The following is a 25,282-nucleotide window of genomic DNA, read 5'->3' on the forward strand; positions in this document are numbered from 1 at the left end:
CTAGGCTGGCAGACGCCGCCCCGTAAACCCGCACGGCGGAATCAGCCGGCCCCTCAGTCGGGCCAGGCCCATGTGTCGGCCTCGGCGCGGTCCAGCTTGTCCTTGGCAATGCGCGCCAGTCCGCGCGTCTCGAAAGCCACCTTGTCCGCCGCGGCGACATTGTCCTGCATCCGGGCAAGAATGGCCGGCCCGGCGGCGGGATCGGTCAGCTCCCAGACCTCTGTCTCCAGCGCGACCTGCGCGAGATCGGCATCCTGCAACCCGGCAAAGGCCGCCTCGCGCTGCGCCAGCGGACCTTCGAGAAAGCGCAAATAGCCTTGCCAGATCTCGCGCGCGCCGTCGGCACTGGCCTCGTCCAGCGCCAGTCGGGCGACCTCGCGATAGGTCTGCAGGTCCAGCAGGTGCAGCTCGGCCGCCTCGCGCGCTTCGAGCAGTTGCATGGACAGCTCCACCGCCGCATCCTGCAGGGCCGACAGCGCCTCAGCCTCTTGCGCCGCGCACAGCGTGCGCGCCTGTTTCTGGCCGATCGCGGCCAGCGGGTGGTCGGCGCAGGTCTCGATGAAGGCGCGAAAACCCTCGCAGCCATGCGCCTCGGCGGCCTGCCACAGCATGTCGCACTGACCCGCCGGCGCCGGATCCACCGGGGCGGCCGCTTTCAGAACCCGGCTCTCGGCCAGGATCGCTGCCATCGGGATGGCGAAATTGTAGCCCGTCCGGTTGTCGCCCGCGTGATGCAGCCCGATCACCTTGCGATCGGTGACGCGAAAGACGGGTGACCCCGAATTGCCGCCCAGCGTGTCGCAGCTGTGCACCAGCTTGCCCTGCGGCGAGACCGCCGGGTCATCGGCGGCACAGCCCTCGCGGCTGATATGCTGGGCCTGTCCCTGCGGGTGGCCGATGATCCAAAGCACCTCGCCATTTGCCGGGGCGTCGGCCGCGATCTCGACCGTGCCGAAGCGGGACGCGGGATCGCCGAAGACCCGCAACACCGCATAGTCCAGCGGCTGGCTGGACTCGACCGGCTGGACCGAGACCTGGAAGGTCTCGGCGCCGCGCCCATGGGCGCCGTCGACATAGCCCGCCACGAACTGCGCCGCCTGCACGCCGCCCCCGTCCAGCCCGGGCACGCAGTGAAAGTTGGTCAGGATGTGGTTCTCATCCACGATGAAGGCGGTGCAGACACCGGTCTTGCCACTGGCATAGAGCATGTCCAGCCGCCCCACGGGCCGGCCCAGCTGCCGCGGCAGGCTGGTCTCACCATAGGTCAGGATCGGCTCGTTCTGGTAGTCACCGAAGGCCTGTTCCAGCACCAGCCCGCCCGCGCCCGCGGATTGCCGCGGCGCCAGGACGATCTGGCCGAAATCGGCCGGGTCGAACTCGACCTGCTGGGCGGCCCCCGCGCCGGCAAGGCAGGTTGCAAGACAAAACGACAGGAAACGTGACACTCTGGACCCTCCGGCTCTGACCGAGCCGGAAGATGTCAGGTTTTGCCCGCGCAGGGAAGCCGCCCGATCAGTTGATCAGCTTGGGCTTGGCCATGTGGGTGGCCTGCTTGGGCATCACGCCCAGCCGGCGCGCCACCTCGGTATAGGCGTCCGACAGGTTGCCGAGATCGTGGCGGAACACGTCCTTGTCCAGCTTCTGGCCCGTCTCGAGATCCCACAGCCGCATGCTGTCGGGCGAGATCTCGTCGGCCACGATCAGGCGCTGGAAATCGCCCTCGAAGACGCGGCCGATCTCGATCTTGAAATCGACCAGCCGGATGCCCACGCCGAACATCAACCCCGACATGTAGTCGTTGACCCGCAGCGCCAGCGCCACGATGTCGTCCATGTCCTGCTGGCTGGCCCAGCCGAAGGCGGCGATATGCTCCTCGGTGACCAGCGGATCGCCCAGCTTGTCGTCCTTGTAGCAGTATTCCACGATGGGCCGGGGCAGCGGCGTGCCCTCCTCGATGCCCAGCCGCTTGGACATGGAGCCGGCGGCATAGTTGCGCACGATCACCTCCAGCGGCACGATCTCGCAGGCGCGCACCAGCTGCTCGCGCATGTTCAGCCGCTTGAGGAAATGGGTCGGCACGCCGATCCCGTTCAGCCCGGTCATGAAGAACTCGGACAGGCGGTTGTTCAGCACGCCCTTGCCCTCGATGACGTCCTTCTTCTCGGCGTTGAAGGCGGTGGCGTCATCCTTGAAATACTGCACGATGGTGCCCGGCTCGGGGCCTTCGTACAGGATCTTGGCCTTGCCTTCGTAGATCTTCTTGCGCCGTGCCATCGGGGCCCTTTCCCAAACAACGAAACCGCGCCGAAGCGCGGGTGGCGCAGACATAGAGCAAGCCCGCCGGCGCTGCAAGCGCGCCAAGCGCCCCGGCTGCGGCACCGCATCCCCTTGCGCAACGGGCGCCGGGGCGGCATATCCGGATCGGAGAGATCATTTCCCGAGGGAGCCCGAGACATGACCACCTTTGACGACCGCGAAAGCGCGTTCGAGAACAAGTTCGCCCATGACGAGGACATGAAGTTCCGCGCGCAGGCCCGCTGCAACAAGCTGCTGGGCCTCTGGGCGGCCGAGCTTCTGGGCAAGTCGGGCGAAGAGGCCGAGGCCTACGCGCGCGAGGTCATCAAGGCCGATTTCGAGGAGGCCGGCCACGAGGACGTGGTCCGCAAGGTCGCCGGCGACCTGGGCGACAAGTCCTCCCCCGAGCAGATCCGCGCCAAGATGGCCGAACTGCTGGTCGTGGCCAAGGGCCAGATCGTCAAGGAAGCCTGAGGCCCCGGTATATACGGTTCAAAGCCCCCCGCAGAGCGCTGCGGGGGGCTTTTTTGGTTGGTGGATGGAGCAAATTCGGCGGGGAGCCGCCATTCGCTGCGGCGGCGATCCGATCACCCGCAAAAGGTGTAAGCCGACATTCGGAGCGGACCAAGGTCGAGGCTTGTTCTGCACCGCCGCATGGCTGCTTCGAGCCCAACTTGACCAATTCTGCGATTCAAATGAACGTCCGCTTCCAACTCGATTACGCCGCTTCGAGCGCCTCTTGGGGCCTCATTTTGCAGAAAACAGGGAGCCTGTTCTATTTCGCCCAAAGGGGTTCGACACACATCGTTCAGCTACATTACCAATCGCTCAATCACCCAGCGATGTACTGCGCTCTTGCTGTGTCGTTTGTGACTGAGGATTGAGATATCGAACGGCCGTATGGTGATCGGTGGTTCGCGGTAGTCCAGGCCGAAATAACTTGCATGATGGCGCACGAGGTTTGTGGGCAAGGTGCCAATGAAGTCGCTGTTTGCCAGAACAGACAGCGCCGGCAGAAACGATGGAATGGCAAGGCAGACCTGCCGCTTCAGCCCCTGCTGTTCGAGCGTGGTATCCACAACGCCCCGCATCGATCCGTCGCTTGAGACGAGGATATGCCCCTCGGCGGCATAGGCCTCCGGCGTCAGGGGCGCATCGAATATGGCATGCCCCCGCCTTGCTGCGACCAGATAGCCTTCTTTGCGAATAAGGCGGGCGTCAAATTCGTCGCCCACACCCGCAAAGTAGCCCAATGCCAGGTCGAGCGTTCCGTCTGCCAAAGCGCGCAGGCTGTCTGATCTGGTCAGCGACCGAACAGAAAGGCGAATGCCCGGCGCGTCATGGCGTATGTTCGCCATTGCCCTCGGCAAGAGCGTGGCAATCTCTCGGTCAGACGCGGATACCCGCAGGGTGATCTCTGCCATGGCGGGATTGAACTTTGTGGGTCCAGATAGGGCCGACTGAATGGCATCCACGGCGGCACGGATGCTGGGTTCAATCTGAACTGCGAAGGCCGTGGGTTCCAAGCCGTGCGGGCGACGCAGAAACAACTCATCCTCAAAGACCTCGCGCAACCGGCGCAGCGTATGGCTGATCGAAGAGTTCGTGAGCCCCAATTCGCCCGCGACGTCAGAGGCTTTGCGGGTGCGCATGAGCGCCAGAAAAATCAATAGGACGGTAAGGTCCAGCCTTCTGATTTTATTCTCATTGTATTCTGACATGAACCGTTTTCAGTTTTATCACACTGTTCCGATCCATATGTCCTGCGCCATGGCAAGGCAAGGAGCGACGATATGAAGATTGGAATCATCGGACGGGGCAGCGTCGCATCGGCGCTGGCCAAAAGTTTTGCAGGCCACCATGACGTTCGGCTGGGTGTCCGGGCTGCCTCTGACCCATCGGAGGCCCCAATCGGCGCCGTCGCACTTTGGTCAGACGTGCTTGTTCTGGCAACGCCGTGGGGCGTCGAAGCAGAGGTCTGCCAAGCGATTGCAGATCACGTCGCAGGCAAGCCTGTGATTGACGCGACGAACCCTGTGGGCATGCGAAACGGCAAGCTTGATCTGGTCCATGAAGGCCCGCGCTCTGCCGCAGAAGCCCTGCAAGCCCGCTTGCCAGACGCCCATGTCGTGAAGTGCTTCAATCAGATCGGGGCGGAGTTCATCGACGACGCTGGCAAACTGTCCGGCACACCGGTGATGTTCGCCGCTGGTGACGACGCGGCGGCGAAAAACATCGCGCTCAGCCTTGCGACCGACGCCGGATTTGAGGCCGTCGACGGCGGGCCGCTGTCGAATGCGCGGCACCTAGAGTCGCTGGCGATGATCTGGATCTGGTCCGCCCTCAAGGGACCGCTGGGGCGCACCTTCGGCTTCGCACTGTCTCACACAAAATCAAAGGACACGTAATGGAACTCTATCACTGGCCCATGTCTCATAACGCGCGCAAGGCCCGCGCTCTCGCCCGCCATCTCGGTGTCGAGGTCGAAGAAATCGCCCTGTCGATGCAGGACAAAGACCACAAGGCCGACAGCTTTTTGGCGATCAACCCGATGGGCCAAGTGCCTGCGATCAAGGACGGTGACTATTCCGTCTGGGAAGCGAATGCCGTTCTTATCTACCTTGCTGCGCAATCGCCGAATGACCTGCTGGGGCAATCGGCGCAGGAATGGGGCCACATCACCCAATGGATGACGTGGCAGTCGGTCGAGCTGTCACCGGTCGTCGTCCCCTTGCATGTCGAGAACTACTTCAAGCGCGTCCGTGGCCTGGACGCGGATGCGGCCAAACGCGACGCGGCGCTGGCCAAGCTGCGCGTCTTGCTGAAGGTGCTGGATGATGCGCTGGTTGGCAAGGATCACCTGGTGGGCGGTCGCCTGACCGTCGCGGATTTTGCCGTCGCCGGTGATTTCACCCACGCGAAGAACGCGAACTTCCCGTTTTCCGACTTTCCGAACGTCGCGCGTTGGCTGGCGGGTATCGAAGCCTTGCCTGCTTGGGCCGACACCACACCCCCGACACTTGGCTGAACCCAGAAAGGAACACCCATGACGAAACATATCTTGATGCTGGCCTCCAATCCGGCGGTCTCACCTGTGACTGGGTGGCCCATCGGCTTTTGGTGGGCCGAGTTGAGCCACGCCTACGACGTCTTCAAAGACGCGGGCCACGACGTGACAATCGTGTCGCCCGATGGCGGCGAAATTCTTGCCGACGGCTACTCCGACCCCGAAGACGACAGCGGATATTCTGTCGAGGACACGATATCGCTCGCGTTCAAACAGGACCCCGCAAAAATGGCGCTCTTGCAGAACACGCCCGCTTTGGCTGACCTCAACACGGCGGATTTCGACGCGATCTTCGTGGTGGGCGGGCAGGGCCCGATGGTCACGATGATCGACGATGCCAAAACCCACAAGGCGGTCGCGGATTTCTACGAGGCGGGCAAGGTCACGGCAGCGGTCTGTCATGGCACTTGCGTATTGTTGAAAACCAAGCTGTCCAATGGCGACCTTTTGGTGAAAGGCAAGCGCTGGACGGGGTTCGCAAATTCCGAAGAGGAATATGCCGAGAACGCTGTGGGCATGAAAATTCAGCCGTTCTGGATCGAAACCGAGGCGCGCAAGATCGCGGACACGTCCTTTGAGGTTGGCGGCCCGCTCGAGGAGTTCGCGATCCGCGACGGGACCCTGATCACGGGCCAGCAGCAGGTCTCTGCTGCCGCTGCCGCCCGCGAAGTCAACGCAGCGCTGGGGTCTTAACCTACGCACACAGGAGAAACAGGATGAATATTCTCAAACCCCTCGCAGTTGCGTCCGCCGTTCTGGCGGGTCCGGCTGCGGCTGAAAACATCGTCATCGTCCACGGGGCCTTCCAATCCGCTGCCGACTGGGCAGATGTCGAAACTGCGCTCAAAGCGCAGGGTCATGACGTCACTTTGGTGGATTTGCCGGGACGCAATGCCGAGGGCGCTGCTGCGCAAGCGGTTACCCTCGACGACTACGTGGCGACAACGCTGGAAGCCATAGCAATGGCCGAGGGGCCCGTGGTTCTGGTCGGTCACAGCTTTGGCGGAATGACGATCTCTGCCGCCGCCGAAGCCGCGCCCTTGGACGTCTCTCAGCTTATCTATGTCGCGGCCTACGTCCCGGAAAGCGGGGAGAGCATGGAAGCGCTCGCGTTAAGCGACAGCAACAACAGCTTCACCGAGGAAAGCTTCGTCATTGCGCCGGACTATTCCTATGCCGAAGTTCTGCAACGCGACCGCGCGGCGATCTTTGCAAACCAAGGCACCGAAGATGAGCGCGCGGCGATTGTTGCCGGGCTGATCCGGGAACCCCTCGCGCCTATTGCAACGCCGGTGACGTTGACCGACGACGCGTTCGGGTCCGTGCCTCAGGCGTACATTCGGACCCTTCAAGATCAGGCCGTTTCGACGCCGCTGCAAACGCGAATGATCGAACGCGCCGGGATCGAGCGGGTCATCGACATCAACGCAGGCCATGCACCCCAGACCACTCAGGTTGACGCGTTGGTCGCGGCGATCTTGGAAATGGCGGGTGGCGCATAACGCCCCCGCCTTGAAGGAGAAGGAAAACGAATGGCACAATGGCCGCTCATGCTGGCAGCGCTTGTGACCGGGGCCCTGGTTCCGCTTCAACTGGCCTTTAACGCTCAGTTGGGCGGCGTGACGCGCAACGCCTTCACCGCAAGCCTGATCGTGTTCTTGGTGGGGGCGCTGGTTCTGACAATGATCGTTGCCGCAACCCGGCCGACCTTGCCGACCGCGAGCGAGTTGGTGGCGGCACCGACAACCGTCTGGCTCGGCGGGGCGATCGCAACAGGCTATGTCGTTGCGATTGTCGTGCTGACGCCAAAACTTGGCGTCGGGCTGACAACCGGCCTCATTCTGGTCGGCCAAATCATGACCGCGCTGGTGCTGGACCATCTCGGTGCATTCGGCAACGCACAACATTCGCTGAATGCCGGTCGCTTGGCGGGGCTTGCTTTGATGATTGCGGGCATTGCGACGATCAAAATGTACTGAGGAGAAAGCAATGTCGCAGAAAACGGTATTGATAACAGGCGCGAACCGAGGGCTGGGTGCGGCGTTTGCAAAAGAGGCGCATGATTTAGGCTACAGGGTTGTCGGAACCGCGCGAGATGCGTCGACGCTCAAGGCTGATCATGTCGATCGACCTTACGCGTTGGACCTCAGCAAGAAGAAAAGCATTGCCCAAGTTTGCTCTGAGATACTCGCCGACGGGCTGGAGATCGACCTTCTGATCAACAACGCAGGCTTCAACCCCAAAGACCGGAAAGACGATCCCAACTACTTTCAGTCGACATTCAGAATCGAACATTTTGACGCTTCAAATGTCGCCGAAAGCCTTTGGATCAATGCATTGGCTCCTATGACGCTGATCTCTCGGCTATTGCCAAACCTGACCGATGATGCCGTCGCGCTCAACATCTCTTCCTGGCTTGGCTCAATCGGCGGAAAGACAAGCGGTGGGCACTATGGTTATGCCGGGTCAAAAGCCTTGCTGAATATGTTCACGCGGGCAGTTGCGCTTGAGTTCTCTGATACCAACAAGTCTGCCGTAGCCCTCAACCCCGGCTGGATGCGTACCGACATGGGTGGATCCAATGCGGAACGCACGCCGACGGAGGTCGCGCGGGCCGTGTTTGCATTGTGGAGAGGTGGCAAACTGTCTGCGGCCAACGGCAAATTCCTAAACACTGATGGATCAATCCATCCTTGGTAGCCACCAGAAATACGAAGTCGATAGTGCATGTCTTGTTTGCGGTCATTCGTTCAGCCGCAGCGAACGAGCACTTTGTCCGCACTGTCGACCTTCATCATCTGAAAATGCTGCGCGATGGACGAATGGCCGGTCTGGAGAAGCTGCACAGCGGCATTCGGCCAGGGACGGAACAGCAGGTCTGGGCCGCGGGCGACTATGCCCTTGCCTTGTTCTCCAACCAAAGGACCCGTGCCAACATTGGCAACAGGGCAATGCAGGCGGTCAAGAAGACAGCGATACCCCATGGCATAAGCGGCATCCCGACAGCCCGGGCACGCGGCGCCAGCAGATAAAATCCAATCGTGACCGCCATGATCAAATCAAACCATACCTGGTTCCCGGTCAGGTCCGTGGTGTGGTTGATCCAGAACTGGATCAGACCGTCTTGCGAAACCTGATAAAGCGAAAATGCCAGAAAGACGGCACCCAGAACCGCGGGAACCACCCACCGCATGAGTGCGGACACTGTCTTCTCCTGGGCGATCAGCAGGATGGTTCCGACGCACCCGGCATAGGCGAGAACGGGCAGGATTTGCAGCAGTGTCATGACATTCAACCTTTTCGTGTTTGGACTTCGATAAATGAAGCGGTCGCTACACTATGCAAATTTGTAGCAAGTGCTACAAGAAGAGCATGGCACGGCAGAAAATGAACAAACAGGCACTGCTGTCCGATCTTGCGGATCATGTCTTGGAGTATGGGCTGAACAACGCGAGCCTTCGCCCAATGGCAGCGGCAGCAGGAACCTCAGACCGGATGCTTATCTACCACTTCGGTAGCAAGGACGCGTTGATAGTTTCTCTGCTTGAGCATCTCGCAGCGCGCATGGAGGTTGGGTTGGATGCGGCTTTGCCGGCAGAGCGACTCGAGACGGAGGGTGCACTGATCGCGCGGGTAATGGAACAGATGCGATCAAAAGCGTTTCAACCCTATACCCGTGTTTGGCTGGAAATTATTGCTGCAGCTGCGCAGGGCAACGACGCGCACCTTAAGGCTGGTCGTGCCATCATAGACCTTTATTTAAACTGGCTCTCAGTCCGACACCCGGAGGGGGCAGCTGGTGCGGCTAAGGCTCTTACTATTATCGAAGGCTGTCTCGTTATGGATGCGGTCGGGCAAGAGCGTCTTGTCGACATGCTCTGTGACACCGACGGTCGATCAGAGTACTGAATCCGCCTTGCTAAGTGTATCGAGCGCTATTTCTGAACTAATCTATGTGGTCCGCGAATGTCCGAAATACGGGATGCAATTGCAGCACCAACGTGATGTATTCAATGGCAGCTAAGGGCCGTCCACTGCCCGCGAGACCCTCACACCCCCACCCCTTGCCCTTTCCCCTCCAAGGTGAACAGATGCGGCGTGTGACGGGAGGGAGATGCGATGAACGACACGCTCAAGGCCTGTTTGTGGATGACCGGGGCGATTGCCTCCTTCACCACCATGGCGGTGGCGGGGCGGGCGGTGAGCCTCGATCTCGACACGTTCGAGATCATGCTCTACCGCTCGCTGATCGGCATCGTGATCGTGCTCTCGGTGGCCAGCCTGGCGGGCACGCGGCGCCATATCTCGGCCAACAAGCTGCGCCTGCACGCGGTGCGCAACCTGTTCCATTTCGCCGGCCAGAACCTGTGGTTCTTCTCGATCACCGCGATCCCGCTGGCGCAGGTCTTCGCGCTGGAATTCACCCTGCCCTTCTGGGCCATGGCGATGAGCGTCGTGATCCTGGGCGAGAAGCTGACGCCCAACCGGGTGCTGGCCGCGGCGGTGGGCTTCATCGGCATTCTCGTGGTCACCCGCCCCTCGCCCGAGACGGTGCAGTTCGGCCAGCTGACCGCGGCGCTGGCGGCGATCGGCTTTGCCGGCTCGGCCGTGTTCACCCGGCTGCTGACCCGGACGGAGAAGATCACCTCGATCCTGTTCTGGCTGACCGTGATGCAGGCGGTGTTCGGCCTTGTCTGCGCCGGGATCGACGGGGCCATCGCGCTGCCCGAGCCTGCCAGCTGGCCCTGGGTCGTGGTCATCGCCTTTGCCGGGCTGGTGGCGCATTTCTGCCTGACCACGGCGCTGTCGCTGGCGCCGGCCACCATCGTCATGCCGATCGATTTCGCGCGCCTGCCGGTGATCGCCATCGTGGGCATGCTGCTTTATGCCGAGGCGCTGGACCCGTTCGTCTTCCTTGGTGCGCTGATCATCTTCGCCGCGAACTACGCCAATATCTGGTACGAGACGCGCCGCCGCCCGGCCCCGGCAGGTTGACGTCGCGTCGGATCGGGTCAAGCTGACGTCCCGTCAAAATTGACGCTTTTGTGACAGCCTCTCTACCTTGCGGGACAGGAGACATCCCGACACTCAGGGACGAGGGACATATGCAGAAGAACTTGACGGCGGCCGCCTTCCTGGCCGCCAGCGCCGGCGCATCCGCCGCCGGCGGGATCGATCGCGCGGCCAATGATTACGGGCTGCTCTTCCAGGACGGCGCGCAGCTGAGCTTTTCCACGACGCTGGTGAACCCCAGCGTCTCGGGCAGCTACCCCGCCGCGCTGGGCGGCGGCGAGACCGGCAACATGTCGCAAACCTATGCGACGGTGAGCGCGGCCTACAAGAACGACCTGACCGACCGGCTGGCGCTGGGCATCTACATCAACGACGCCTACGGGGCCGATGCGCTCTACCAGCAGGGGGTCTATACCGGGCTGCGCGCCGAGTGGGACAGCACCCAGAGCGCGGCGCTGCTGCGCTACCGGATCGGCGGCGGCGTCTCGGTCTTCGGCGGGCTGCGCTATGTCGAGAGCCGGGCCGACATCGCCATCCCGGAGCTTCTGGTGCGCGCCGCGGTGGGCGATTTCGCGACCGAGCTGGCCGCCGATGCCGCCGCCGCCGCGGCCGCGGGCGATCTGGCCACCGCCGCATCGCTGGGTGCGCGCGCCGCGACGCTGGGGGCCGCGGTCAACCCGGCCACCAACCCGCTGGGCGATCCGGGACTGAACTACACCGCCTCGGGCGAGAAGCGCGGCGACATGGGCTATGTGGCCGGCATTGCCTACGAGATCCCCGACATCGCCTTCCGCGCCGCCCTGACCTGGGAGAGTTCGATCGAGCACGCGTTCGAGACGCGCGAGGTGCTGCCGACGCTGGGGCTGAACGGCACCGGTACGACCGAGATCACCATGCCGCAAAGCGTGGCGCTCGACCTGCAGAGCGGCGTGGCCCCGGGCACGCTGGTCTTCGGCGGGGTGAAATGGACCGAGTGGTCGCAATGGGAGGTGCGCCCGCCCGGATATGAATCCGTCACCGGCGACCGGATCACTGGCTACAATGACGACATCCTGACCTGGCGGCTGGGCGTCGGACGGCAATTCTCGGACCAGGTCTCGGGCTTTGCGCAGGTGAGCTACGAGAAGAGCCATGGCGGCGTGACCTCGCGCCTGTCGCCCACCGATGGACGGCTGGGCCTTGCCCTGGGTGGTCAGGTCGAGACCGACATGGTCAAGATGCGCGGCGGGATCGAATATGTCTCGCTGGGCGACGCGACCGACAGCAGCGGGACCGAGTTCTCGGGCAACTCCGCCATCGGGGTCGGGCTGTCCTTCACCATGAAGTTCTGAGGCCGGAACCGGGCGCGCAAGCCGCTTCGAAGCGGCTTGGAAGAAGCGGTTTGGAAACCGCTTCACCACGCGATTTGCAAATCGCGTCAGGAAGGCCCTTCGAAGGGCCTTCCCCCGGCCCCGGCCAATGCGCAATTTCCGGATCGCGCCCCCGGCCCGAGCGGTGCTAGGGGACTTCCATGACACAGACCTCGCTTTCCCCGCGCGCCTGGGCCGAACTGGTCCTGCTGGCGCTGATCTGGGGCGGTTCCTTCCTGGCGATCCGCACCGCGCTCGACGAGATCGGGCCGCTGACCTCGGTACTGTTCCGCACCGGCCTCGCCGCCGTGATCCTCTGGCCCGTGGTGCTGGCCCGGCGCCTGCCCCTGCCGCGCGAGGCGCGCATCTGGGCCGCGCTGCTGGCCATGGGGATCCTGAACAATGTCATCCCCTTCTCGCTGATGGCCTGGGGCCAGCTTCACATCCCCACCGGCCTGACCTCGATCCTGAACGCCACCACGGCGATCTTCGGCGTGCTGGTCGCGGCGGCTGTCTTTGCGGACGAGCGCCTGACCGCGCGCAAGGCGGCCGGGGTGGGCCTGGGCTTTGCCGGCGTGGTCACCGCGATCGGCCCCGCGGCGCTCCTGGACATCGACGTGACCTCGCTGGCGCAGCTGGCCGTGATCGCCGGCACCTTCGCCTATGCCTGCGCCGGGGCCTGGGGCCGGGCCCGGCTGGGCGGGCTGCCGCCGCTGGTGGCTGCGGCCGGCATGCTGAGCGGATCGACGCTGGTCATGCTGCCGCTCACCCTGATGACCGAAGGCGTGCCGCGGCTGGATCTCGCCCCCGCCACATGGGCCGGCATCCTCTACTATGCCGGGATCGCCACCGCGCTGGCCTACCTGCTCTATTACCGGGTGCTGGCCATGGCCGGGTCCGGCAACGTGATGCTGGTCACGCTGATGATCCCGCCCACCGCCATCGGGCTCGGCGCGGCAGTGCGCGGCGAGGATCTCAGCCCCTCGGCCTATGCCGGCTTTGCCCTGCTGGCACTGGGGCTGGCGGTGCTGGACGGGCGGCTGCTGCGCCGGCGGCGGCAACGGGTTTGACGCCGGCCCGCGCGGCCAGTAAGCCATGCCCCGACCTGGCCGAAGGACCGCCGCCCATGCTCTACCCGACCGCTGCCGACTGGCGCGCCGCGCCGCGCAAACGCGTGGTCCTGTTCGCCATGTCGGGGCTGGGCAAGACCCATGTCTCGACCCTGCTGCGCGCCGAGGCCGAGTGGTTCCACTACTCGATCGACTACCGCATCGGCACCCGCTACATGGGCGAGTACATCGCCGACAATGCCAAGCGCGAGGCGATGAAGAACCCCTTTCTGCGCGACCTGCTGCGCAGCGACTCGATCTATATCGGCTCCAATATCTCCTTCGACAACCTGACCCCGGTCTCGACCTATCTCGGCAAGCCGGGCGATCCGGCGCGCGGCGGGCTTGCGATGGAGGAGTACCGCCGCCGGCAGGCCCAGTTCGAACGCGCCGAGCGGCAGGCGCTGCTGGATACCGAATATTTCATCACCCGCGCCGAAGACCTGTACGGCTACCCGCATTTCATCTGCGACACCGGCGGCAGCATCTGCGAATGGGTCGACCCCGAGGACCCCGAGGATCCGATCCTGACGGCGCTCTCCTCGGTGGCGCTGATGGTCTGGATCCGCGGCTCCGAGGCGCACACGGCCGAGCTGATCCGCCGCTTCGACCGCGCGCCCAAGCCCATGGCCTACCGGCCCGATTTCCTGCACGCCGCCTGGGCGCGCTACCTCGACGAGACCGGGCTGGCCGAGGCAGAGGTCGACCCCGATGCCTTCATCCGCTGGACCTATGCGCAGGCGCTGGCCCATCGCCAGCCGCTCTACGAGGCGATGGCGCGCAACTGGGGCGTCAGCGTCGCGGCCGAGGACATGGCCGAGATCCGCTGCGAGGCCGATTTCACGTCGCTGATCGCCGAGGCCATCGCCGCGCGCACGGCATAGGCGGCCGCCCGGCTTGAACCGGCCCCGCGCTTGGCCTATCTAGCGGCCTCGCCAGACAGGAGCGCCTCAATGCCGATCAAGCTGCCCTCGGACCTGCCCGCCTTCGACGTGCTCACCCGCGAGGGCGTCATGGTCATGTCCGACGAGATGGCCGCCCGGCAGGACATCCGCCCGCTGCGCATCGGGCTGCTCAACCTGATGCCCAAGAAGATCCAGACCGAGACACAATTCGCCCGGCTGATCGGGGCCACACCGCTGCAGATCGAGCTGCACCTGATCCGCATGACCGAGCACCAGACCCGCAACACCGCCGCCGCGCATATGGAGACCTTCTACCGGCCCTTCGCCGAAGTCGAGGCCTCGGGCGAGCGCTTCGACGGGCTGATCATCACCGGCGCCCCGATCGAGCACCTGCCTTTCGAAGAGGTCACCTACTGGGACGAGCTGACCCGCGTCTTCGACTGGACGCAGGCCCATGTGCATTCCACCTTCGGCGTCTGCTGGGGCGGCATGGCGATGATCCACCATTTCCATGGGGTGGCCAAGCACATCCTGCCGCACAAGGCCTTCGGCGCGGTGCGCCACAGCAACCTCGCGCCCGCCTCGCCCTACTTGCGCGGCTTCTCGGATGACATGGTGATCCCCGTCTCGCGCTGGACCGAGCTCAAGCGCGACGAGATCGAGGCCGCCGGCCTGCCGATCCTGATCGACAGCGCCGAAAGCGGTCCCTGCCTGGTCGAGGACCCGGCGCATCGCGCGCTCTACATCTTCAACCATCTCGAATATGACAGCGGCACGCTGAAAGAGGAATACGACCGCGACGTGGCGGCCGGCACCCCGATCAACGTGCCCGCCAACTATTATCCCGGCGACGATCCCAGCCTGCCGCCGCAGAACCGCTGGCGCAGCCATGCGCATCTGCTCTACGGCAACTGGATCAACGAGATCTACCAGACCACGCCCTTCGACCTATCCTTGATCGGAACGCAACAGGCATGAGGCGCGCCCGGGCGCGGCGCAGACGGTGAGACGGATGGTTGTCAATCTGGGGATCGGGCTGGCCGTGGCGGCGCCGGCCTCGGGCGGGGTCGCGCTGGACCTGCGCGCCAGCCGGGCCGAGCGCGCGGCGGAAGACCGCTGGCCGGCCAAGGGGCAGTTCGTCGAGATCGCCGGCACGCGGGTGCATTACGTGCAGGCCGGCGACGGCCCCGACGTGGTGCTGTTGCACGGCGCGGGCGGCAATCTGCGCGATTTCACCTACGGTCTGACGGATGCGCTGACGCAGCATTACCGCGTGACCGCCTTCGACCGGCCCGGGCTGGGCTATACAGGCCGCGCCTCCGAGGCCTATGGCGGCGCCTTCAACCCGCGCGCCGAGAGCCCGCAGGTCCAGGCCGCGCTGCTGGCCGGTGCGGCGCAGGCGATCGGGCTGAAACGCCCGGTCGTGGTGGGCCATTCCTTCGGCGGCGCCGTGGCCATGGCCTGGGCGCTGGAGCACGAGGCGGCCGCCGTGGTCAGCCTCGCCGGTGCGATCATGCCCTGGCCCGGCGGGCTCGACGCGCAGTACCGGCTGATCGGCTCGCGGCTGGGCGGCGCGCTGGTGCCGCCGGCGGTGACCGCGCTGACCGACCCGATGTCCACCGCCGAGACGGTGGGCCGCATCTTCGCCCCGCAAGCGGTGCCCGAGGGCTATCTCGCCCATGTGGGCCCCGGCCTGACCCTGCGCCGCGCCACGCTGCGCGCCAATGGGCGGCAGGTCAACGTGCTGCGCCCGGCGCTGGAGCAGATGTCGACCCGCTACGACACGCTGGACCTGCCGGTCGAGCTGCTGCACGGCACGGCCGACACGATCGTCGGGCTGGACATCCATTCCCGCGGCGCCGCCGCGCTTCTGCCCGATGCCGCGCTGACCGTGCTGGAGGATGTGGGCCACATGCCCCACCACGCCCGCCCCGGCGCCGCGCTGGAAGCGATCCACCGCGCCGCACGCCGCGCCGGGCTGCGCTAAGCGCCTTACCCCGTTTGCCTTTGCGGGCCTCGGGTCCCATAGTGCGTGTCACGGCAAGACACGAGGCCCGCAATGACCCTGCCCTTCGACGGCGCCATCAGCTCCTACCACCAGTCCGATGCGCCCAAGGCGGTCCGCGAAGCGATCAGCCGCGCCGATCGCGACGACATCCTCGACACCGCCTATCCCTATTCCGAGGAGATGAAGCGCAAGGCCTATGACAAGGAAATGGCCCGGCTGCAGATCGAGCTGGTCAAGATGCAGGCTTGGGCCAAGCGGTCGGGCCACCGCATCGCCATGGTCTTCGAGGGGCGCGACGCCGCCGGCAAGGGCGGCACGATCAAGCGCTTCCGCATGAACCTCAACCCGCGCGGGGCCCGCGTGGTGGCGCTGGCCAAGCCCTCGGACCGCGAGGCCACCCAATGGTATTTCCAGCGCTATGTCGACCACCTGCCCGCCGCCGGCGAGATCGTGTTCTTCGACCGCTCCTGGTATAATCGCGGCGTGGTCGAACACGTGTTCGGCTTCTGCTCCAATGCCGAGCGCGAGCATTTCTTTGCCCAGGCGCCGAATTTCGAGCAGATGCTGGTGGACGAGGGCATCCACCTGTTCAAGTTCTGGCTGAACGTGGGCCGGGCCGAGCAGCTGCGCCGCTTCCTGTCGCGCGAGGCCGACCCGCTCAAGCAGTGGAAGCTCAGCCGCATCGATGTCGAGGGGCTGTCGCATTGGGACGCCTATTCCGCCGCCATCCAGGAGACGCTGGCCCGCACGCACACGCCCTCGGCACCCTGGACGGTGATCCGCTCGGATGACAAGAAACGCGCCCGGCTGGCCGCGATCCGCCACGTGCTGACCCATCTGGATTACGCGCGCAAGGATCCCAAGGCGATCGGCATTGCCGACCCCCAGATCCTTGGCGGGCCCGAGATCTGGACCTCGTGAGCGCTGCCGCGACGGCAGCGACCCTTTCCAAACGCCGCCCGCGCCGCATATCTGCAATGTTAACCACGGCAACATGAAAAGGGGCGCATGCCCAAACGCGGCTATCATCACGGCAATCTCCGGCAGGCGCTGGTCGACGCAGCGCTGAAACTGATCGAGGAGAAGGGCCCCACCGGCTTCACCCTGTCCGAGGCGGCCAAGCAGGCCGGCGTCACGCCGGCGGCGGTCTACCGCCATTTCGCGGGGCGCGAGGACCTGATCGCCGAGGCCGCCCGGCAGGGCTACGAGATCTTCGCCGACGTCATGCAATTCGCCTATGACAAGGGCCAGCCCTCGGCGCTGGCGGCCTTCGAGGCCACGGGCCGGGCCTATCTTGCCTTTGCGCGGAAATATCCCGGCCATTACATCGCGATGTTCGAAAGCGGCGTCAGCGTGAACCACTCGCCCGAGCTGGCCGCCATCTCGGCCCGGGCGCGCGGCGTTCTGGAGAAGGCGGCCGAGGAACTGTCGCGCCACATCCCGCGCGAAAAGCGCCCGCCCCCGGCGATGTTCTCGGCCCATATCTGGGCGATGAGCCACGGCGTGGTCGAGCTCTTCGCCCGCAACTCCCCCGGCACCCAGTCCCCCTTCCCGCCCGAGGACCTGCTGGAAAGCGGCATCGGCGTCTACCTGCGCGGGCTGGGCCTGTTGCCGGCGGACGGCTAGGGTTCGGGCCGGATCGTGCCGCGACGCGCTTACGCCCTCCATCTCCCGGCGCCTTGACCGGCTCGTGCCACAGTCATATTACACGGGAACGCGGGTCGCGTGCCCCGGCCGGATCGGGACAATGGGCCTCCGTCCCAAGGCGCAAAGGTGACTTACTTGAAATCGACCCCCAACCCCGCCAAGCAGGCCTATTACCACTTGATGTCCCACCTGCCGGGGCGACGCGGACTGCGCTACCTGCGCAAACACAGCCTCAGCCGCCGCGATGATGTCAACGCTCTGTTCGACGCCGCGCTCGTCGAGGCCAGCGGCAAGACATGTATCGATCTAGGTGCCAACATGGGCGTATTCGCCACGCGAATGGCCAAACACGCGGGGCGCGTCTACGCCTTCGAGCCTGACCCGTGGACGGCACAGAAACTCCGCGAAAACACGGCCGGTTTCGACAATATCGAGGTGATTGAAGCCGCCGCTGGGGTCGAAACGGGCAAAATGCCGATCTATCGCTCGGCAAAGTTCGACACCGATCCCCGCAAAGGCTCGCTGTCCTCCACGTTGCTGGCGGACAAATCCAACGTCACCCCTGAGACCGCCGCCATGGTCGACGTGATCGACTTTGCCGAGTTTCTCTCCGGGCTGCACAGCGACATCGCCATCGTCAAGATCGACATCGAGGGCGGGGAGGTCGCATTGCTTGAGCATCTTCTCGACCACCCGGTGATCTCGCGCATCGGATATATCTTTGTCGAGACTCACGAGACCAAGCTGCCACGCGACTTGGTCGCCCGGTCGCGTGCCCTGCGCCGCCGCGCCCGGCAGCTGACCCATCCCCGGATCGACATGGACTGGATGTAGGTCGCCGCGCCCGGCCCCAAAGACCGGGTTCCGGGCGGGACCGGCATCCGGTCCGGCAGGACCGGCCTTCAACCTCGGCGGACCGCCCGCCCGGTCCGGCGCGCTCAACCGACGATGCCGGCATAGATCTCTTCGATCCGCGCTAGGTGGCTGTCCAGCGAGAACAGCTCGCGGCAGCGCGCCTGCGCTGCCCGGCACTGCGCGTCGCTCGCTTGGGGATTGGCCAGCGTGTCCAGCACGGCTGCGGCGAAACCCGCGGTGTCGTCCGGCGGCACCAACCGCCCGGTCCGCCCGTCCTCGACGATTTCGAGGTTGCCGCCTTCACGCGTGGCCACCACCGGCACGCCGGCCAGCCCGGCCTCTATCAGCGTCCGGCCCAAGGCTTCCCGCCGCGCCGGGGCCACCAGCACCGACAAGCCCGCGAGGAGCGGCACAAAAGGCCGCTTCGGTCCGATCAGCAAGACGCGGTCCTCGAGACCCAGCTCGGCAATGCGCGCCCGCACGCGGCTTAGCTGCGGCTCGTTCAGCGCGCCGAACATCGGGAACCGGACCGTGCCGCTATACTCGGCCGCCACCCGTGCGGCGATCTCCACAAACAGCTCCGGGCGCTTGCGGTCCGAGAAATTGGCAGCAAATCCGATCACCGCGGCGTCCGGCGGCGCGCCGATTTCGGCCCGCAGCGCCGCGCGTTGCGCGGGATCCGCCTGCTGCTCCACCACGAATGGATTGTACACGACACGTGCATGGGGCCTTAGCGGCCCGGGCAGGCTGTCGCAGGTAAACCGCGACACCGCGATGAAGGCATCCGCGCGACGTCCCCAGTCGGTCATGTGGCGGCCCGATGCGGGCGTGCGTTGATGCCAGACGTGGCGCGTACGGCCCTGTGCTGTGGCGGCGCTCCAGATCAGATGATTGCGCATGTCGTGGCTGTGCACAATGTCGAACTGCCTCGTTTCCAGAACCGGCGCCAGCCGCCGCTGCGCGGCACGGCGCGGCCACCACTGCCGCCAAGGCGCCCGCAGCTTCGGCGCAGAGACATCCGGAAGCTTAATCCAGTCCTCACCGCGTTCGCGCAGGTGCGCCTCCAATGCTCCGCCGGTACGATGCAGACCAAGCACGACCTCGAATCGCGCGTCCCGCAAAGCCGCCGCCAGCAAGAGCGAAGACATGTGAGAGCCGCCGACACTGTCGCCGGTATAGGGAAACAGAATCCTGAGCGCGGTCACAGCCACCCCTTTCAGAAGTTTGGACACCCTCGTTGTTAGTGCAAGCCACGCTTGCACGCCAGCACGCAGCCCCAAGCGTGCGGGATTGCCTAAGTACCTGTGCCTTGCGACCGGTGACGGGCGACGGGCGATGGGTGACATTCGCGCCGCCACCGCCTAGGGTCGCGGCCCAAGCCCTATCCGGGGCGAACGCGACACAGGGTCCACCCGCATGATCGATCACGCCACCGCAACGGACGTTGAAATCCGCAACAACGACCTCTCTGCCGCCCCCGGCTTGCCGCTGGTGCTGGTGGTCCGAAACGAACGTTTTCTGTTGCCGGATTTCCTGGATCATTATCGCGCGCTCGGGGTGGAACGCTTTTTTGTGCTCGACGACGCCTCCGACGACGGCACGCCCGACTTTCTCGCCACGCAGCCCGATGTCTGCCTGCTGGCGTCGTCGTACCGATACGGCGACAAACCCGATCCCGACAGCCTCCCTCCCGCGCTGCGCGGCAAACCCGACACCCGCATGATCCATGTTTGGCGCACCGGCTTGATGAACCGATTCTGCGCTGATGGCTGGGCGTTGCAATGCGACGCGGATGAATTCCTGCTGCTGCCCTCGAAAACCCGGCTGCCCGATGTCATCGCACGCCTCGAGGCCGAACATGCGCGGGGCGCCTGGGGCGGCATGATCGACCTCTACCCGCGCAGCATCTCCGACCTGTCCGCTTATGACGAGACGGGTTTCGTGTATCCCAAGGCCGCTTGGTTCTTTGATGGCGTCCGACATTTTTCCATGCGCAAGGGCAAGCCGCCCCGCCACCACTATGTCGGCGTGCGCCACAGGCTTGACGTCGCCTTCGCGGACAAACCCGACCTGTCACGCTTTCAAAGTCTGAAACTGCGCCTGCGCGGGGCACGCAAGTCGCCCTCGGGCACGCTGGTCAAGCCGATCCTTCAGCGCTGGTCCGCTAGTGCCTACTATCTCAACAGCCATGTCACCACGCTGCCGCTCAGCTGTTCCATGCTCCTGCCACTGCTTCACTACCGGTACACGCCGGGAATGTTGCGCAAGCTGGAATGGGCGCTGGAGGCAGGCGGTTATTCGAAGGGCAACGCGGATTACCAGCGCGTCGATGCCATGCTGGCCCGGATGCGCCGGGAGCAGGCCAGCTTCATGTCGCCTTTATCGGTCCCGCTAACCGGCTTCGACAGTCTGCGTCAAACCTGCAACGCGATCTACTGACTCCGTCCGGGCAAGACTCGCAATACCGGACCTCTCGAAGCCATTCGCCTCTGATCGACGACCGCGCCACGAAAAAGGGGCCCCGAAGAGCCCCTTTCCGATACGTTTCGCCAGATGTGCCGGGTGGGTATGCACCCGACCTCCCGGCTTAACGCTTCGAGAACTGGAACGAGCGGCGGGCCTTGCGGCGGCCGAACTTCTTGCGTTCCACCACGCGGCTGTCGCGGGTCAGGAAGCCGGCGGCCTTCAGCGGCGCGCGCAGCGAGGGATCGTAGAGCTGCAGCGCCTTCGAGATGCCGTGCTTGACCGCGCCGGCCTGGCCGGTCAGGCCACCGCCCTTGACGGTCGCCATCACGTCGAACTCGCCCTCGACACCGGCGATCTGGAAGGGCTGGCGCAGGATCAGCTGCAGCACGGGACGGGCAAAATACTTGTCCATCTCCTTGCCGTTCACGACCACCTTGCCCGAGCCCGGCTTGATCCAGACGCGGGCCACCGCGTCCTTCCGCTTGCCCGTGGCATAGGAGCGGCCCAGCTCGTCACGCACCGGCTCGCGCGGGGTTTCGAGCTCTTCGGCGCCCTGCACACCGCCCAGGTCCTCGGTCACGGCCTTGGCCAGTTCGTCCAGCGAAGAAATCTGATCAGCCATTATTTCGCCACCCGGGTATTCTTGGAGTTCTTCGATTTGACGTCCAGAACCGTCGGGTTCTGGGCCTCGTGCGGATGCTCGGCACCGGCATAGATGCGCAGGTTGGTCAGCTGCTTGCGCGCCAGGCGGTTGCCCGGCAGCATGCGCTTGACGGCCTGGAAGACGACCCGCTCGGGATGTGCGCCCTCGAGGATCTGCTCCTTGGTGCGCGACTTGATCCCGCCGGGATGGCCGGTGTGCCAGTAGAAGTTTTCCTGACGCTTGTTGCCGGTCAGCTGGATCTTGTCGGCATTCACCACGATCACGTTGTCCCCCATGTCCATGTGGGGCGTGAAGGACGGCTTGTGCTTGCCGCGCAGACGCTGGGCGACGATCGAGGCGAGGCGGCCGAGAACGATGCCCTCGGCATCGATCACGATCCACGACTTCTCGATGTCTGCCGGGGTCGCAGAGAAGGTTTTCATGTTATCACCCGTTCGATTGAAAGGGCCGCGCCCCGCAAGAGGCCCGGCCCGAAATCCGATTGCGGGGTTATACAGGCGCCGATTTTCCAGTCAAGCGCGGAATGCGCAGGAAAACACAACAAAACCAGAGACTTGAAAATACGGTACCCAGATACCCCACATTCTTCACCCCGTCTTCACCCACAGGACAGCCCCGCACAACCGTGACATTTCGGCAAAACTTCACCGCCGACGGAATTTTCTCTTGATCGACTCGGGGTCGGGTCATAGGTGGGCCTCACTTTCGGAACCGATCCCAACCCGTACGCCCTGCCGCCAACGCAGGGCGCCATTGTCTTCGGGGGGCGCTAAGGAACCGACTGGAACGCACTGCTGGATTGAGAGAGGAGCATGTCATGAAGGACATCAACCTCTTCCAACTGGGGTACGGTCTGGAGACAGGCGCCCACGAGGAAGACACCACCCGGGGTCTCGCCCCCGCACCCGTGGCCCCGCGCGACGTCATGGATGACGACCGCGAGGATCACTTCATCCGCGATGGCGAAAGCGTCTATGCCGGCAATCACCTGATCATCGAGGTGGTCAATGGCGACGGGCTGGATGACGAGGCGCGCATCCAGCAGGCCTTCCGCGACTGCGTGGACACCTGCGGCGCCACGCTGCTGCACATCCACACGCACAAGTTCTCGCCGCAGGGCGTCTCCGGCGTGGCCGTGCTGGCCGAGAGCCACATCTCCGTGCACACCTGGCCCGAGATCGGCTATGGCGCCTTCGACGTGTTCATGTGCGGCGACGCGCGCCCCTGGCTGGCGGTGGACGTGCTCAAGGCCGCCTTCGACACCGATGACGTGCGCGTCAAGGCGCTGCGCCGGGGCGAAGGCCTCGTGGACGGCGCGACGCTGGCGGCCTGATCCGCCGGGTCCGACCCAGATCCTGACGCCCCGGCCCGCTGCCGGGGCGTTTTACGTTCCAAGACCCAGCTCACGGAGGCCCCGATGTCCGACTGGATGCAGGAAAAGCTTCACCCCCATCACGCCCAGGCGCTCAAGCTCGACCGCGTGCTCTATGACAGCGAGACCGATCACCAGCGCCTGAAGGTCTTCGAGAACGGCACCTTCGGCCGCGTGCTGACGCTGGATGACGTGGTCCAGACCACCGAAGGCGACAACGCCATCTACCACGAGATGCTGACCCATGTGCCGATCCTCGCCCATGGCGCGGCGAAACGCGTCTGCATCGTGGGCGGCGGCGATGGCGGCATGGCGCGCGAGGTGCTGCGCCATGACAGCGTCACCCATGTCACCATGGTCGAGATCGACGCCGGCGTGGTCGAGTTTTCCAAGGAGTACCTGCCCACGCTCAGCCAGGGGGCCTTCGACGATCCGCGCCTGAGCCTCGTGATCGACGACGGTGCGGCCTTCATGAAGACGACCGAGGGCGGCTTTGATGTCATCATCGTCGACAGCACCGACCCGATCGGCCCGGGCGAGGTTCTGTTCACCGACACGTTCTATGGCCATGCCAAGCGCGCGCTGGCCCCCGGCGGCATCCTCGTGACCCAGAACGGGGTGCCCTTCCTGCAGGCCGAGGAACTGACCAACACGATGCGGGCCTTCCAGGCGCTGTTCGCGGATGCCACCTGCTACATGGCGACGATCCCGACCTATGCGGGCGGGCCCATGGCCTTTGGCTGGGGCACGGACGGCACGTCGCGCGACACCCCGCTGGAGACGCTGCAGGACCGCTTTGCCGCGGCCGGGCTCGATCCGTTCTACTACACGCCCGAGGTGCACAAGGCGGCCTTCGCCCTGCCCGCCTACGTGGTGAAATGCCTGCCCTGAGCTGCAAAACGCCCCCGACCCGGCGGATCGGGGGCGCCTGTACGGTCGCGCACCTACTTGCGGATCATCCGCATCAGCCCGCGCGCCACTTGGCGCTCGGGACTGCCATGGGTCCGGCGCGGATGGCCGTGATGGCGCGAGCGGGAAAAGCCACGCACCGCGCGGCGAATCATGCCTCCGAGATTCATCTGCTGTCCTCCTCTGGGCCTCGCGGCGCGGGATGCGCCGCCTGTCTTCCCGGGAACGCGCCCGGGGCCCGGCCGTTCCACCGGCTAGCGGGCCGGCGGGATGGCATAGGTCAGGCTGGCATGGGCCACCGGTTCGGGACTGCCCTCGCTGAACAGCAGCACATCGGTCACCGACAGCGACCGACCCAGCTTGAGCACCCGCGCCTCGGCCAGCACGTCGCGGCCCGCCGCGGGCTTGCGCATGAAATCGATCGAGCAATGCGTGGTCACGGTCAGCGCCTGCCGGCCGATCCGCGCCATGGTCGCCACATAGGCCGCCACGTCGGCCAGGCTGAACATGGCCGGCCCCGACACGGTGCCGCCCGGGCGCAGGTGCCGCTCGTCGCCCAGAAGCCGCATCACCAGCAGCTCCTCGTCCAGCCGGTCGATCGCGAACATGCCGCGCACCTGCGGAAACACCTCTTCGAGGAATGCCGCCATTTCCTCTGCCTCGATCTTCAATGCCAAGGGCCTGTCCTTTCGCTTTTGGCGCAGCTAATCTCGCCCCGACATGGAGGACAAGATGCAACTTCTCGACCGCAGTGACGCGGGGGGCATCGCCCACCTGCACCTCAACGCCCCGCAAAAGCTCAACGCCCTCTCGGACGAGATGCTGGCCGCGCTGCAGGCGCAGATCGACGCGCTGGCCGAGGATCGCGAGACGCGCGTGGTGATCCTGTCCGGTGCGGGCAAGGCCTTCTGCGCGGGCCATGACCTCAAGCAGATGCAGGCCGGCCGGCAATCCGAGGATGGCGGGCGCGCCTATTTCGCCGATCTCTTCAGCCGCTGCGCCAAGGTAATGTCGGGGCTGCAGCGCCTGCCCCAGCAGGGCCTCGCGCAGGTCCACGGCATCGCCACCGCCGCCGGTTGCCAGCTGGTCGCCTCCTGCGACATGGCCGTCGCCGCCGAGGGCACGCGCTTTGGTGTGAACGGGGTGAATATCGGGCTCTTCTGCTCCACCCCCATGGTGGCGCTGACCCGCAACATCCCCGCCAAGCGCGCCTTCGAGATGCTGACCACCGGCCAGTTCATCGAGGCGCAGGAGGCCGAGCGCCTTGGCCTGGTCAACCGCGTCGTCCCGCAGGACGCGCTCGAGACCGCAACGCGCGAACTGGCCGAGACCGTGGCCGCCAAGCTGACTGCCGCGGTCAAGATCGGCAAGCAATCCTTCTACGACCAGATGAGCATGGATCTCGACGCGGCCTATGCCTTCACCGGCGCCAACATGGTCGAGAACATGCTGTGGCGCGACACCGAGGAAGGCATCTCGGCCTTCATCGAGAAGCGCAAGCCCGACTGGGCCTGACGGGTTTCGGACGTTTCGGCGAGATCCCTGCCCGAAACGTACGAAACGGACAATTTGCCGGCGGAGCGCGGGAGCGCCCCCTCCGCCTTTCCATCGACGCAGAGCACG

At 65.1% G+C, this 25,282-nt stretch carries 30 protein-coding genes; 21 read left to right on the forward strand and 9 right to left on the reverse strand.

Annotation, left to right across the window (positions count from 1 at the left end; translation table 11 throughout):
* Positions 1 to 53: 53 nt before the first annotated feature.
* Together AVJ23_RS03805 and purC are read right to left on the reverse strand one after the other, a co-directional pair.
* Complete coding sequence (locus tag AVJ23_RS03805; protein ID WP_058860839.1) at positions 54 to 1,445, reverse strand: trypsin-like serine peptidase; 1,392 nt, start codon at positions 1,443 to 1,445, stop codon at positions 54 to 56.
* A 67-nt stretch (positions 1,446 to 1,512) separates the two neighbouring features.
* Positions 1,513 to 2,274: a phosphoribosylaminoimidazolesuccinocarboxamide synthase gene (gene purC, locus AVJ23_RS03810; protein WP_058860840.1), complete on the reverse strand. Its 762-nt coding sequence runs from the start codon at positions 2,272 to 2,274 to the stop codon at positions 1,513 to 1,515.
* A gap of 180 nt (positions 2,275 to 2,454) precedes the next feature.
* Between purC and AVJ23_RS03815 the strand changes: the two genes are divergently transcribed.
* Positions 2,455 to 2,769, forward strand: a complete 315-nt coding sequence (locus AVJ23_RS03815; protein ID WP_058860841.1) for a DUF1476 domain-containing protein — start codon at positions 2,455 to 2,457, stop codon at positions 2,767 to 2,769.
* 338 nt (positions 2,770 to 3,107) lie between these two features.
* Here AVJ23_RS03815 and AVJ23_RS03820 read toward each other — a convergent pair whose 3' ends face one another.
* Positions 3,108 to 4,016, reverse strand: a complete 909-nt coding sequence (locus AVJ23_RS03820) for a LysR family transcriptional regulator (RefSeq protein WP_058860842.1) — start codon at positions 4,014 to 4,016, stop codon at positions 3,108 to 3,110.
* A 72-nt stretch (positions 4,017 to 4,088) separates the two neighbouring features.
* Between AVJ23_RS03820 and AVJ23_RS22145 the strand changes: the two genes are divergently transcribed.
* The 6 genes from AVJ23_RS22145 to AVJ23_RS22150 are packed head-to-tail and all read left to right on the forward strand — an operon-like array spanning position 4,089 to position 8,062.
* On the forward strand, positions 4,089 to 4,703 hold the full coding sequence (locus AVJ23_RS22145; protein ID WP_084794276.1) for an NADPH-dependent F420 reductase: 615 nt from the start codon (positions 4,089 to 4,091) through the stop codon (positions 4,701 to 4,703).
* A complete protein-coding gene (locus AVJ23_RS03835; RefSeq protein ID WP_058860845.1) occupies positions 4,703 to 5,323 on the forward strand; it encodes a glutathione S-transferase family protein in 621 nt (206 codons plus the stop codon). The genes AVJ23_RS22145 and AVJ23_RS03835 overlap by 1 nt, the downstream gene beginning before the upstream one ends.
* An 18-nt stretch (positions 5,324 to 5,341) precedes the next feature.
* Positions 5,342 to 6,055, forward strand: coding sequence for a type 1 glutamine amidotransferase domain-containing protein (locus AVJ23_RS03840; RefSeq protein WP_058860846.1), 714 nt, complete (start codon positions 5,342 to 5,344; stop codon positions 6,053 to 6,055).
* Between the two features lie 23 nt (positions 6,056 to 6,078).
* The gene (locus AVJ23_RS03845) at positions 6,079 to 6,864 is read left to right on the forward strand and encodes an alpha/beta fold hydrolase (protein ID WP_058860847.1); all 786 of its coding nucleotides are present in this window, start codon (positions 6,079 to 6,081) and stop codon (positions 6,862 to 6,864) included.
* A gap of 30 nt (positions 6,865 to 6,894) precedes the next feature.
* Positions 6,895 to 7,341, forward strand: coding sequence for a DMT family transporter (locus AVJ23_RS03850; RefSeq protein ID WP_058860848.1), 447 nt, complete (start codon positions 6,895 to 6,897; stop codon positions 7,339 to 7,341).
* Between the two features lie 10 nt (positions 7,342 to 7,351).
* Complete coding sequence (locus AVJ23_RS22150; protein ID WP_084794278.1) at positions 7,352 to 8,062, forward strand: SDR family NAD(P)-dependent oxidoreductase; 711 nt, start codon at positions 7,352 to 7,354, stop codon at positions 8,060 to 8,062.
* 193 nt (positions 8,063 to 8,255) lie between these two features.
* Here AVJ23_RS22150 and AVJ23_RS03855 read toward each other — a convergent pair whose 3' ends face one another.
* Complete coding sequence (locus tag AVJ23_RS03855; protein WP_058860849.1) at positions 8,256 to 8,648, reverse strand: hypothetical protein; 393 nt, start codon at positions 8,646 to 8,648, stop codon at positions 8,256 to 8,258.
* Positions 8,649 to 8,734: 86 nt separating this feature from the next.
* On the opposite strand from AVJ23_RS03855, the gene AVJ23_RS03860 reads away from it, so the two are divergent.
* The 10 genes from AVJ23_RS03860 to AVJ23_RS03905 all read left to right on the forward strand — a co-directional run bounded on the left by AVJ23_RS03860 (position 8,735) and on the right by AVJ23_RS03905 (position 18,227).
* Complete coding sequence (locus tag AVJ23_RS03860; protein WP_157772607.1) at positions 8,735 to 9,271, forward strand: TetR/AcrR family transcriptional regulator; 537 nt, start codon at positions 8,735 to 8,737, stop codon at positions 9,269 to 9,271.
* A 210-nt stretch (positions 9,272 to 9,481) separates the two neighbouring features.
* Entirely contained in the window at positions 9,482 to 10,357 is an 876-nt protein-coding gene (locus AVJ23_RS03865) for a DMT family transporter (RefSeq protein ID WP_058860851.1), read from the forward strand.
* A gap of 110 nt (positions 10,358 to 10,467) precedes the next feature.
* Complete coding sequence (locus AVJ23_RS03870; protein ID WP_058860852.1) at positions 10,468 to 11,706, forward strand: outer membrane protein transport protein; 1,239 nt, start codon at positions 10,468 to 10,470, stop codon at positions 11,704 to 11,706.
* A gap of 179 nt (positions 11,707 to 11,885) precedes the next feature.
* A complete protein-coding gene (locus tag AVJ23_RS03875; RefSeq protein ID WP_058860853.1) occupies positions 11,886 to 12,794 on the forward strand; it encodes a DMT family transporter in 909 nt (302 codons plus the stop codon).
* A 56-nt stretch (positions 12,795 to 12,850) separates the two neighbouring features.
* A complete protein-coding gene (locus AVJ23_RS03880) occupies positions 12,851 to 13,717 on the forward strand; it encodes a hypothetical protein (RefSeq protein ID WP_058860854.1) in 867 nt (288 codons plus the stop codon).
* A gap of 69 nt (positions 13,718 to 13,786) precedes the next feature.
* Positions 13,787 to 14,716 (forward strand): homoserine O-succinyltransferase, encoded by a 930-nt coding sequence (locus AVJ23_RS03885; protein ID WP_058860855.1) that lies wholly within the window; start codon positions 13,787 to 13,789, stop codon positions 14,714 to 14,716.
* A 34-nt stretch (positions 14,717 to 14,750) separates the two neighbouring features.
* Positions 14,751 to 15,725, forward strand: a complete 975-nt coding sequence (locus AVJ23_RS03890; RefSeq protein WP_058860856.1) for an alpha/beta fold hydrolase — start codon at positions 14,751 to 14,753, stop codon at positions 15,723 to 15,725.
* Between the two features lie 72 nt (positions 15,726 to 15,797).
* Positions 15,798 to 16,667: a polyphosphate kinase 2 gene (gene ppk2, locus AVJ23_RS03895; RefSeq protein ID WP_058860857.1), complete on the forward strand. Its 870-nt coding sequence runs from the start codon at positions 15,798 to 15,800 to the stop codon at positions 16,665 to 16,667.
* A gap of 87 nt (positions 16,668 to 16,754) precedes the next feature.
* The gene (locus tag AVJ23_RS03900) at positions 16,755 to 17,372 is read left to right on the forward strand and encodes a TetR/AcrR family transcriptional regulator (protein WP_058860858.1); all 618 of its coding nucleotides are present in this window, start codon (positions 16,755 to 16,757) and stop codon (positions 17,370 to 17,372) included.
* A 156-nt stretch (positions 17,373 to 17,528) separates the two neighbouring features.
* Positions 17,529 to 18,227, forward strand: coding sequence for an FkbM family methyltransferase (locus AVJ23_RS03905; protein WP_058860859.1), 699 nt, complete (start codon positions 17,529 to 17,531; stop codon positions 18,225 to 18,227).
* Between the two features lie 104 nt (positions 18,228 to 18,331).
* Here the strand turns inward: AVJ23_RS03905 and AVJ23_RS22155 are convergent, their stop codons facing one another.
* Positions 18,332 to 19,480, reverse strand: a complete 1,149-nt coding sequence (locus AVJ23_RS22155; protein WP_169795924.1) for a glycosyltransferase family 4 protein — start codon at positions 19,478 to 19,480, stop codon at positions 18,332 to 18,334.
* Positions 19,481 to 19,664: 184 nt separating this feature from the next.
* Between AVJ23_RS22155 and AVJ23_RS03915 the strand changes: the two genes are divergently transcribed.
* Positions 19,665 to 20,687 (forward strand): glycosyltransferase family 2 protein, encoded by a 1,023-nt coding sequence (locus AVJ23_RS03915; RefSeq protein WP_058860861.1) that lies wholly within the window; start codon positions 19,665 to 19,667, stop codon positions 20,685 to 20,687.
* 148 nt (positions 20,688 to 20,835) lie between these two features.
* Here AVJ23_RS03915 and rpsI read toward each other — a convergent pair whose 3' ends face one another.
* Entirely contained in the window at positions 20,836 to 21,336 is a 501-nt protein-coding gene (rpsI, locus tag AVJ23_RS03920) for a 30S ribosomal protein S9 (RefSeq protein ID WP_058860862.1), read from the reverse strand.
* Positions 21,336 to 21,800, reverse strand: coding sequence for a 50S ribosomal protein L13 (gene rplM, locus AVJ23_RS03925; protein ID WP_058860863.1), 465 nt, complete (start codon positions 21,798 to 21,800; stop codon positions 21,336 to 21,338). The genes rpsI and rplM overlap by 1 nt, the downstream gene beginning before the upstream one ends.
* A gap of 395 nt (positions 21,801 to 22,195) precedes the next feature.
* On the opposite strand from rplM, the gene speD reads away from it, so the two are divergent.
* Both speD and speE read left to right on the forward strand, forming a co-directional pair.
* Positions 22,196 to 22,711, forward strand: a complete 516-nt coding sequence (gene speD, locus AVJ23_RS03930) for an adenosylmethionine decarboxylase (RefSeq protein WP_058860864.1) — start codon at positions 22,196 to 22,198, stop codon at positions 22,709 to 22,711.
* A gap of 84 nt (positions 22,712 to 22,795) precedes the next feature.
* Complete coding sequence (gene speE, locus AVJ23_RS03935; protein ID WP_058860865.1) at positions 22,796 to 23,641, forward strand: polyamine aminopropyltransferase; 846 nt, start codon at positions 22,796 to 22,798, stop codon at positions 23,639 to 23,641.
* A 53-nt stretch (positions 23,642 to 23,694) separates the two neighbouring features.
* Here the strand turns inward: speE and AVJ23_RS23460 are convergent, their stop codons facing one another.
* Together AVJ23_RS23460 and AVJ23_RS03940 are read right to left on the reverse strand one after the other, a co-directional pair.
* Positions 23,695 to 23,829, reverse strand: a complete 135-nt coding sequence (locus AVJ23_RS23460) for a hypothetical protein (RefSeq protein WP_276203205.1) — start codon at positions 23,827 to 23,829, stop codon at positions 23,695 to 23,697.
* Between the two features lie 84 nt (positions 23,830 to 23,913).
* Positions 23,914 to 24,309: a PaaI family thioesterase gene (locus tag AVJ23_RS03940; RefSeq protein ID WP_099045470.1), complete on the reverse strand. Its 396-nt coding sequence runs from the start codon at positions 24,307 to 24,309 to the stop codon at positions 23,914 to 23,916.
* Positions 24,310 to 24,391: 82 nt separating this feature from the next.
* Between AVJ23_RS03940 and AVJ23_RS03945 the strand changes: the two genes are divergently transcribed.
* On the forward strand, positions 24,392 to 25,174 hold the full coding sequence (locus tag AVJ23_RS03945) for an enoyl-CoA hydratase (RefSeq protein WP_058861251.1): 783 nt from the start codon (positions 24,392 to 24,394) through the stop codon (positions 25,172 to 25,174).
* Positions 25,175 to 25,282: the final 108 nt, after the last annotated feature.

This window comes from Pseudoponticoccus marisrubri (assembly GCF_001482405.1).
In the GTDB taxonomy this organism is placed as follows: Bacteria; Pseudomonadota; Alphaproteobacteria; order Rhodobacterales; family Rhodobacteraceae; genus Pseudoponticoccus; species Pseudoponticoccus marisrubri.

Coding starts and splice junctions, on each gene's coding strand:
- AVJ23_RS03865 (WP_058860851.1), top strand. CDS start 9,482: ATGAACGACACGCTCAAGGCCTGTTTGTGGATGACCGGGGCGATTGCC.
- AVJ23_RS03820 (WP_058860842.1), bottom strand. CDS start 4,016: ATGTCAGAATACAATGAGAATAAAATCAGAAGGCTGGACCTTACCGTC.
- AVJ23_RS03850 (WP_058860848.1), top strand. CDS start 6,895: ATGGCACAATGGCCGCTCATGCTGGCAGCGCTTGTGACCGGGGCCCTG.
- AVJ23_RS03915 (WP_058860861.1), top strand. CDS start 19,665: ATGATCGATCACGCCACCGCAACGGACGTTGAAATCCGCAACAACGAC.
- speD (WP_058860864.1), top strand. CDS start 22,196: ATGAAGGACATCAACCTCTTCCAACTGGGGTACGGTCTGGAGACAGGC.
- rplM (WP_058860863.1), bottom strand. CDS start 21,800: ATGAAAACCTTCTCTGCGACCCCGGCAGACATCGAGAAGTCGTGGATC.
- AVJ23_RS03880 (WP_058860854.1), top strand. CDS start 12,851: ATGCTCTACCCGACCGCTGCCGACTGGCGCGCCGCGCCGCGCAAACGC.
- purC (WP_058860840.1), bottom strand. CDS start 2,274: ATGGCACGGCGCAAGAAGATCTACGAAGGCAAGGCCAAGATCCTGTAC.
- AVJ23_RS03885 (WP_058860855.1), top strand. CDS start 13,787: ATGCCGATCAAGCTGCCCTCGGACCTGCCCGCCTTCGACGTGCTCACC.
- ppk2 (WP_058860857.1), top strand. CDS start 15,798: ATGACCCTGCCCTTCGACGGCGCCATCAGCTCCTACCACCAGTCCGAT.
- AVJ23_RS03875 (WP_058860853.1), top strand. CDS start 11,886: ATGACACAGACCTCGCTTTCCCCGCGCGCCTGGGCCGAACTGGTCCTG.
- AVJ23_RS22145 (WP_084794276.1), top strand. CDS start 4,089: ATGAAGATTGGAATCATCGGACGGGGCAGCGTCGCATCGGCGCTGGCC.
- AVJ23_RS03845 (WP_058860847.1), top strand. CDS start 6,079: ATGAATATTCTCAAACCCCTCGCAGTTGCGTCCGCCGTTCTGGCGGGT.
- AVJ23_RS22150 (WP_084794278.1), top strand. CDS start 7,352: ATGTCGCAGAAAACGGTATTGATAACAGGCGCGAACCGAGGGCTGGGT.
- AVJ23_RS03835 (WP_058860845.1), top strand. CDS start 4,703: ATGGAACTCTATCACTGGCCCATGTCTCATAACGCGCGCAAGGCCCGC.
- AVJ23_RS03870 (WP_058860852.1), top strand. CDS start 10,468: ATGCAGAAGAACTTGACGGCGGCCGCCTTCCTGGCCGCCAGCGCCGGC.
- speE (WP_058860865.1), top strand. CDS start 22,796: ATGTCCGACTGGATGCAGGAAAAGCTTCACCCCCATCACGCCCAGGCG.
- AVJ23_RS03855 (WP_058860849.1), bottom strand. CDS start 8,648: ATGACACTGCTGCAAATCCTGCCCGTTCTCGCCTATGCCGGGTGCGTC.
- AVJ23_RS03840 (WP_058860846.1), top strand. CDS start 5,342: ATGACGAAACATATCTTGATGCTGGCCTCCAATCCGGCGGTCTCACCT.
- AVJ23_RS03815 (WP_058860841.1), top strand. CDS start 2,455: ATGACCACCTTTGACGACCGCGAAAGCGCGTTCGAGAACAAGTTCGCC.
- rpsI (WP_058860862.1), bottom strand. CDS start 21,336: ATGGCTGATCAGATTTCTTCGCTGGACGAACTGGCCAAGGCCGTGACC.
- AVJ23_RS03900 (WP_058860858.1), top strand. CDS start 16,755: ATGCCCAAACGCGGCTATCATCACGGCAATCTCCGGCAGGCGCTGGTC.
- AVJ23_RS03860 (WP_157772607.1), top strand. CDS start 8,735: ATGGCACGGCAGAAAATGAACAAACAGGCACTGCTGTCCGATCTTGCG.
- AVJ23_RS03945 (WP_058861251.1), top strand. CDS start 24,392: ATGCAACTTCTCGACCGCAGTGACGCGGGGGGCATCGCCCACCTGCAC.
- AVJ23_RS03940 (WP_099045470.1), bottom strand. CDS start 24,309: ATGGCGGCATTCCTCGAAGAGGTGTTTCCGCAGGTGCGCGGCATGTTC.
- AVJ23_RS03890 (WP_058860856.1), top strand. CDS start 14,751: ATGGTTGTCAATCTGGGGATCGGGCTGGCCGTGGCGGCGCCGGCCTCG.
- AVJ23_RS23460 (WP_276203205.1), bottom strand. CDS start 23,829: ATGAATCTCGGAGGCATGATTCGCCGCGCGGTGCGTGGCTTTTCCCGC.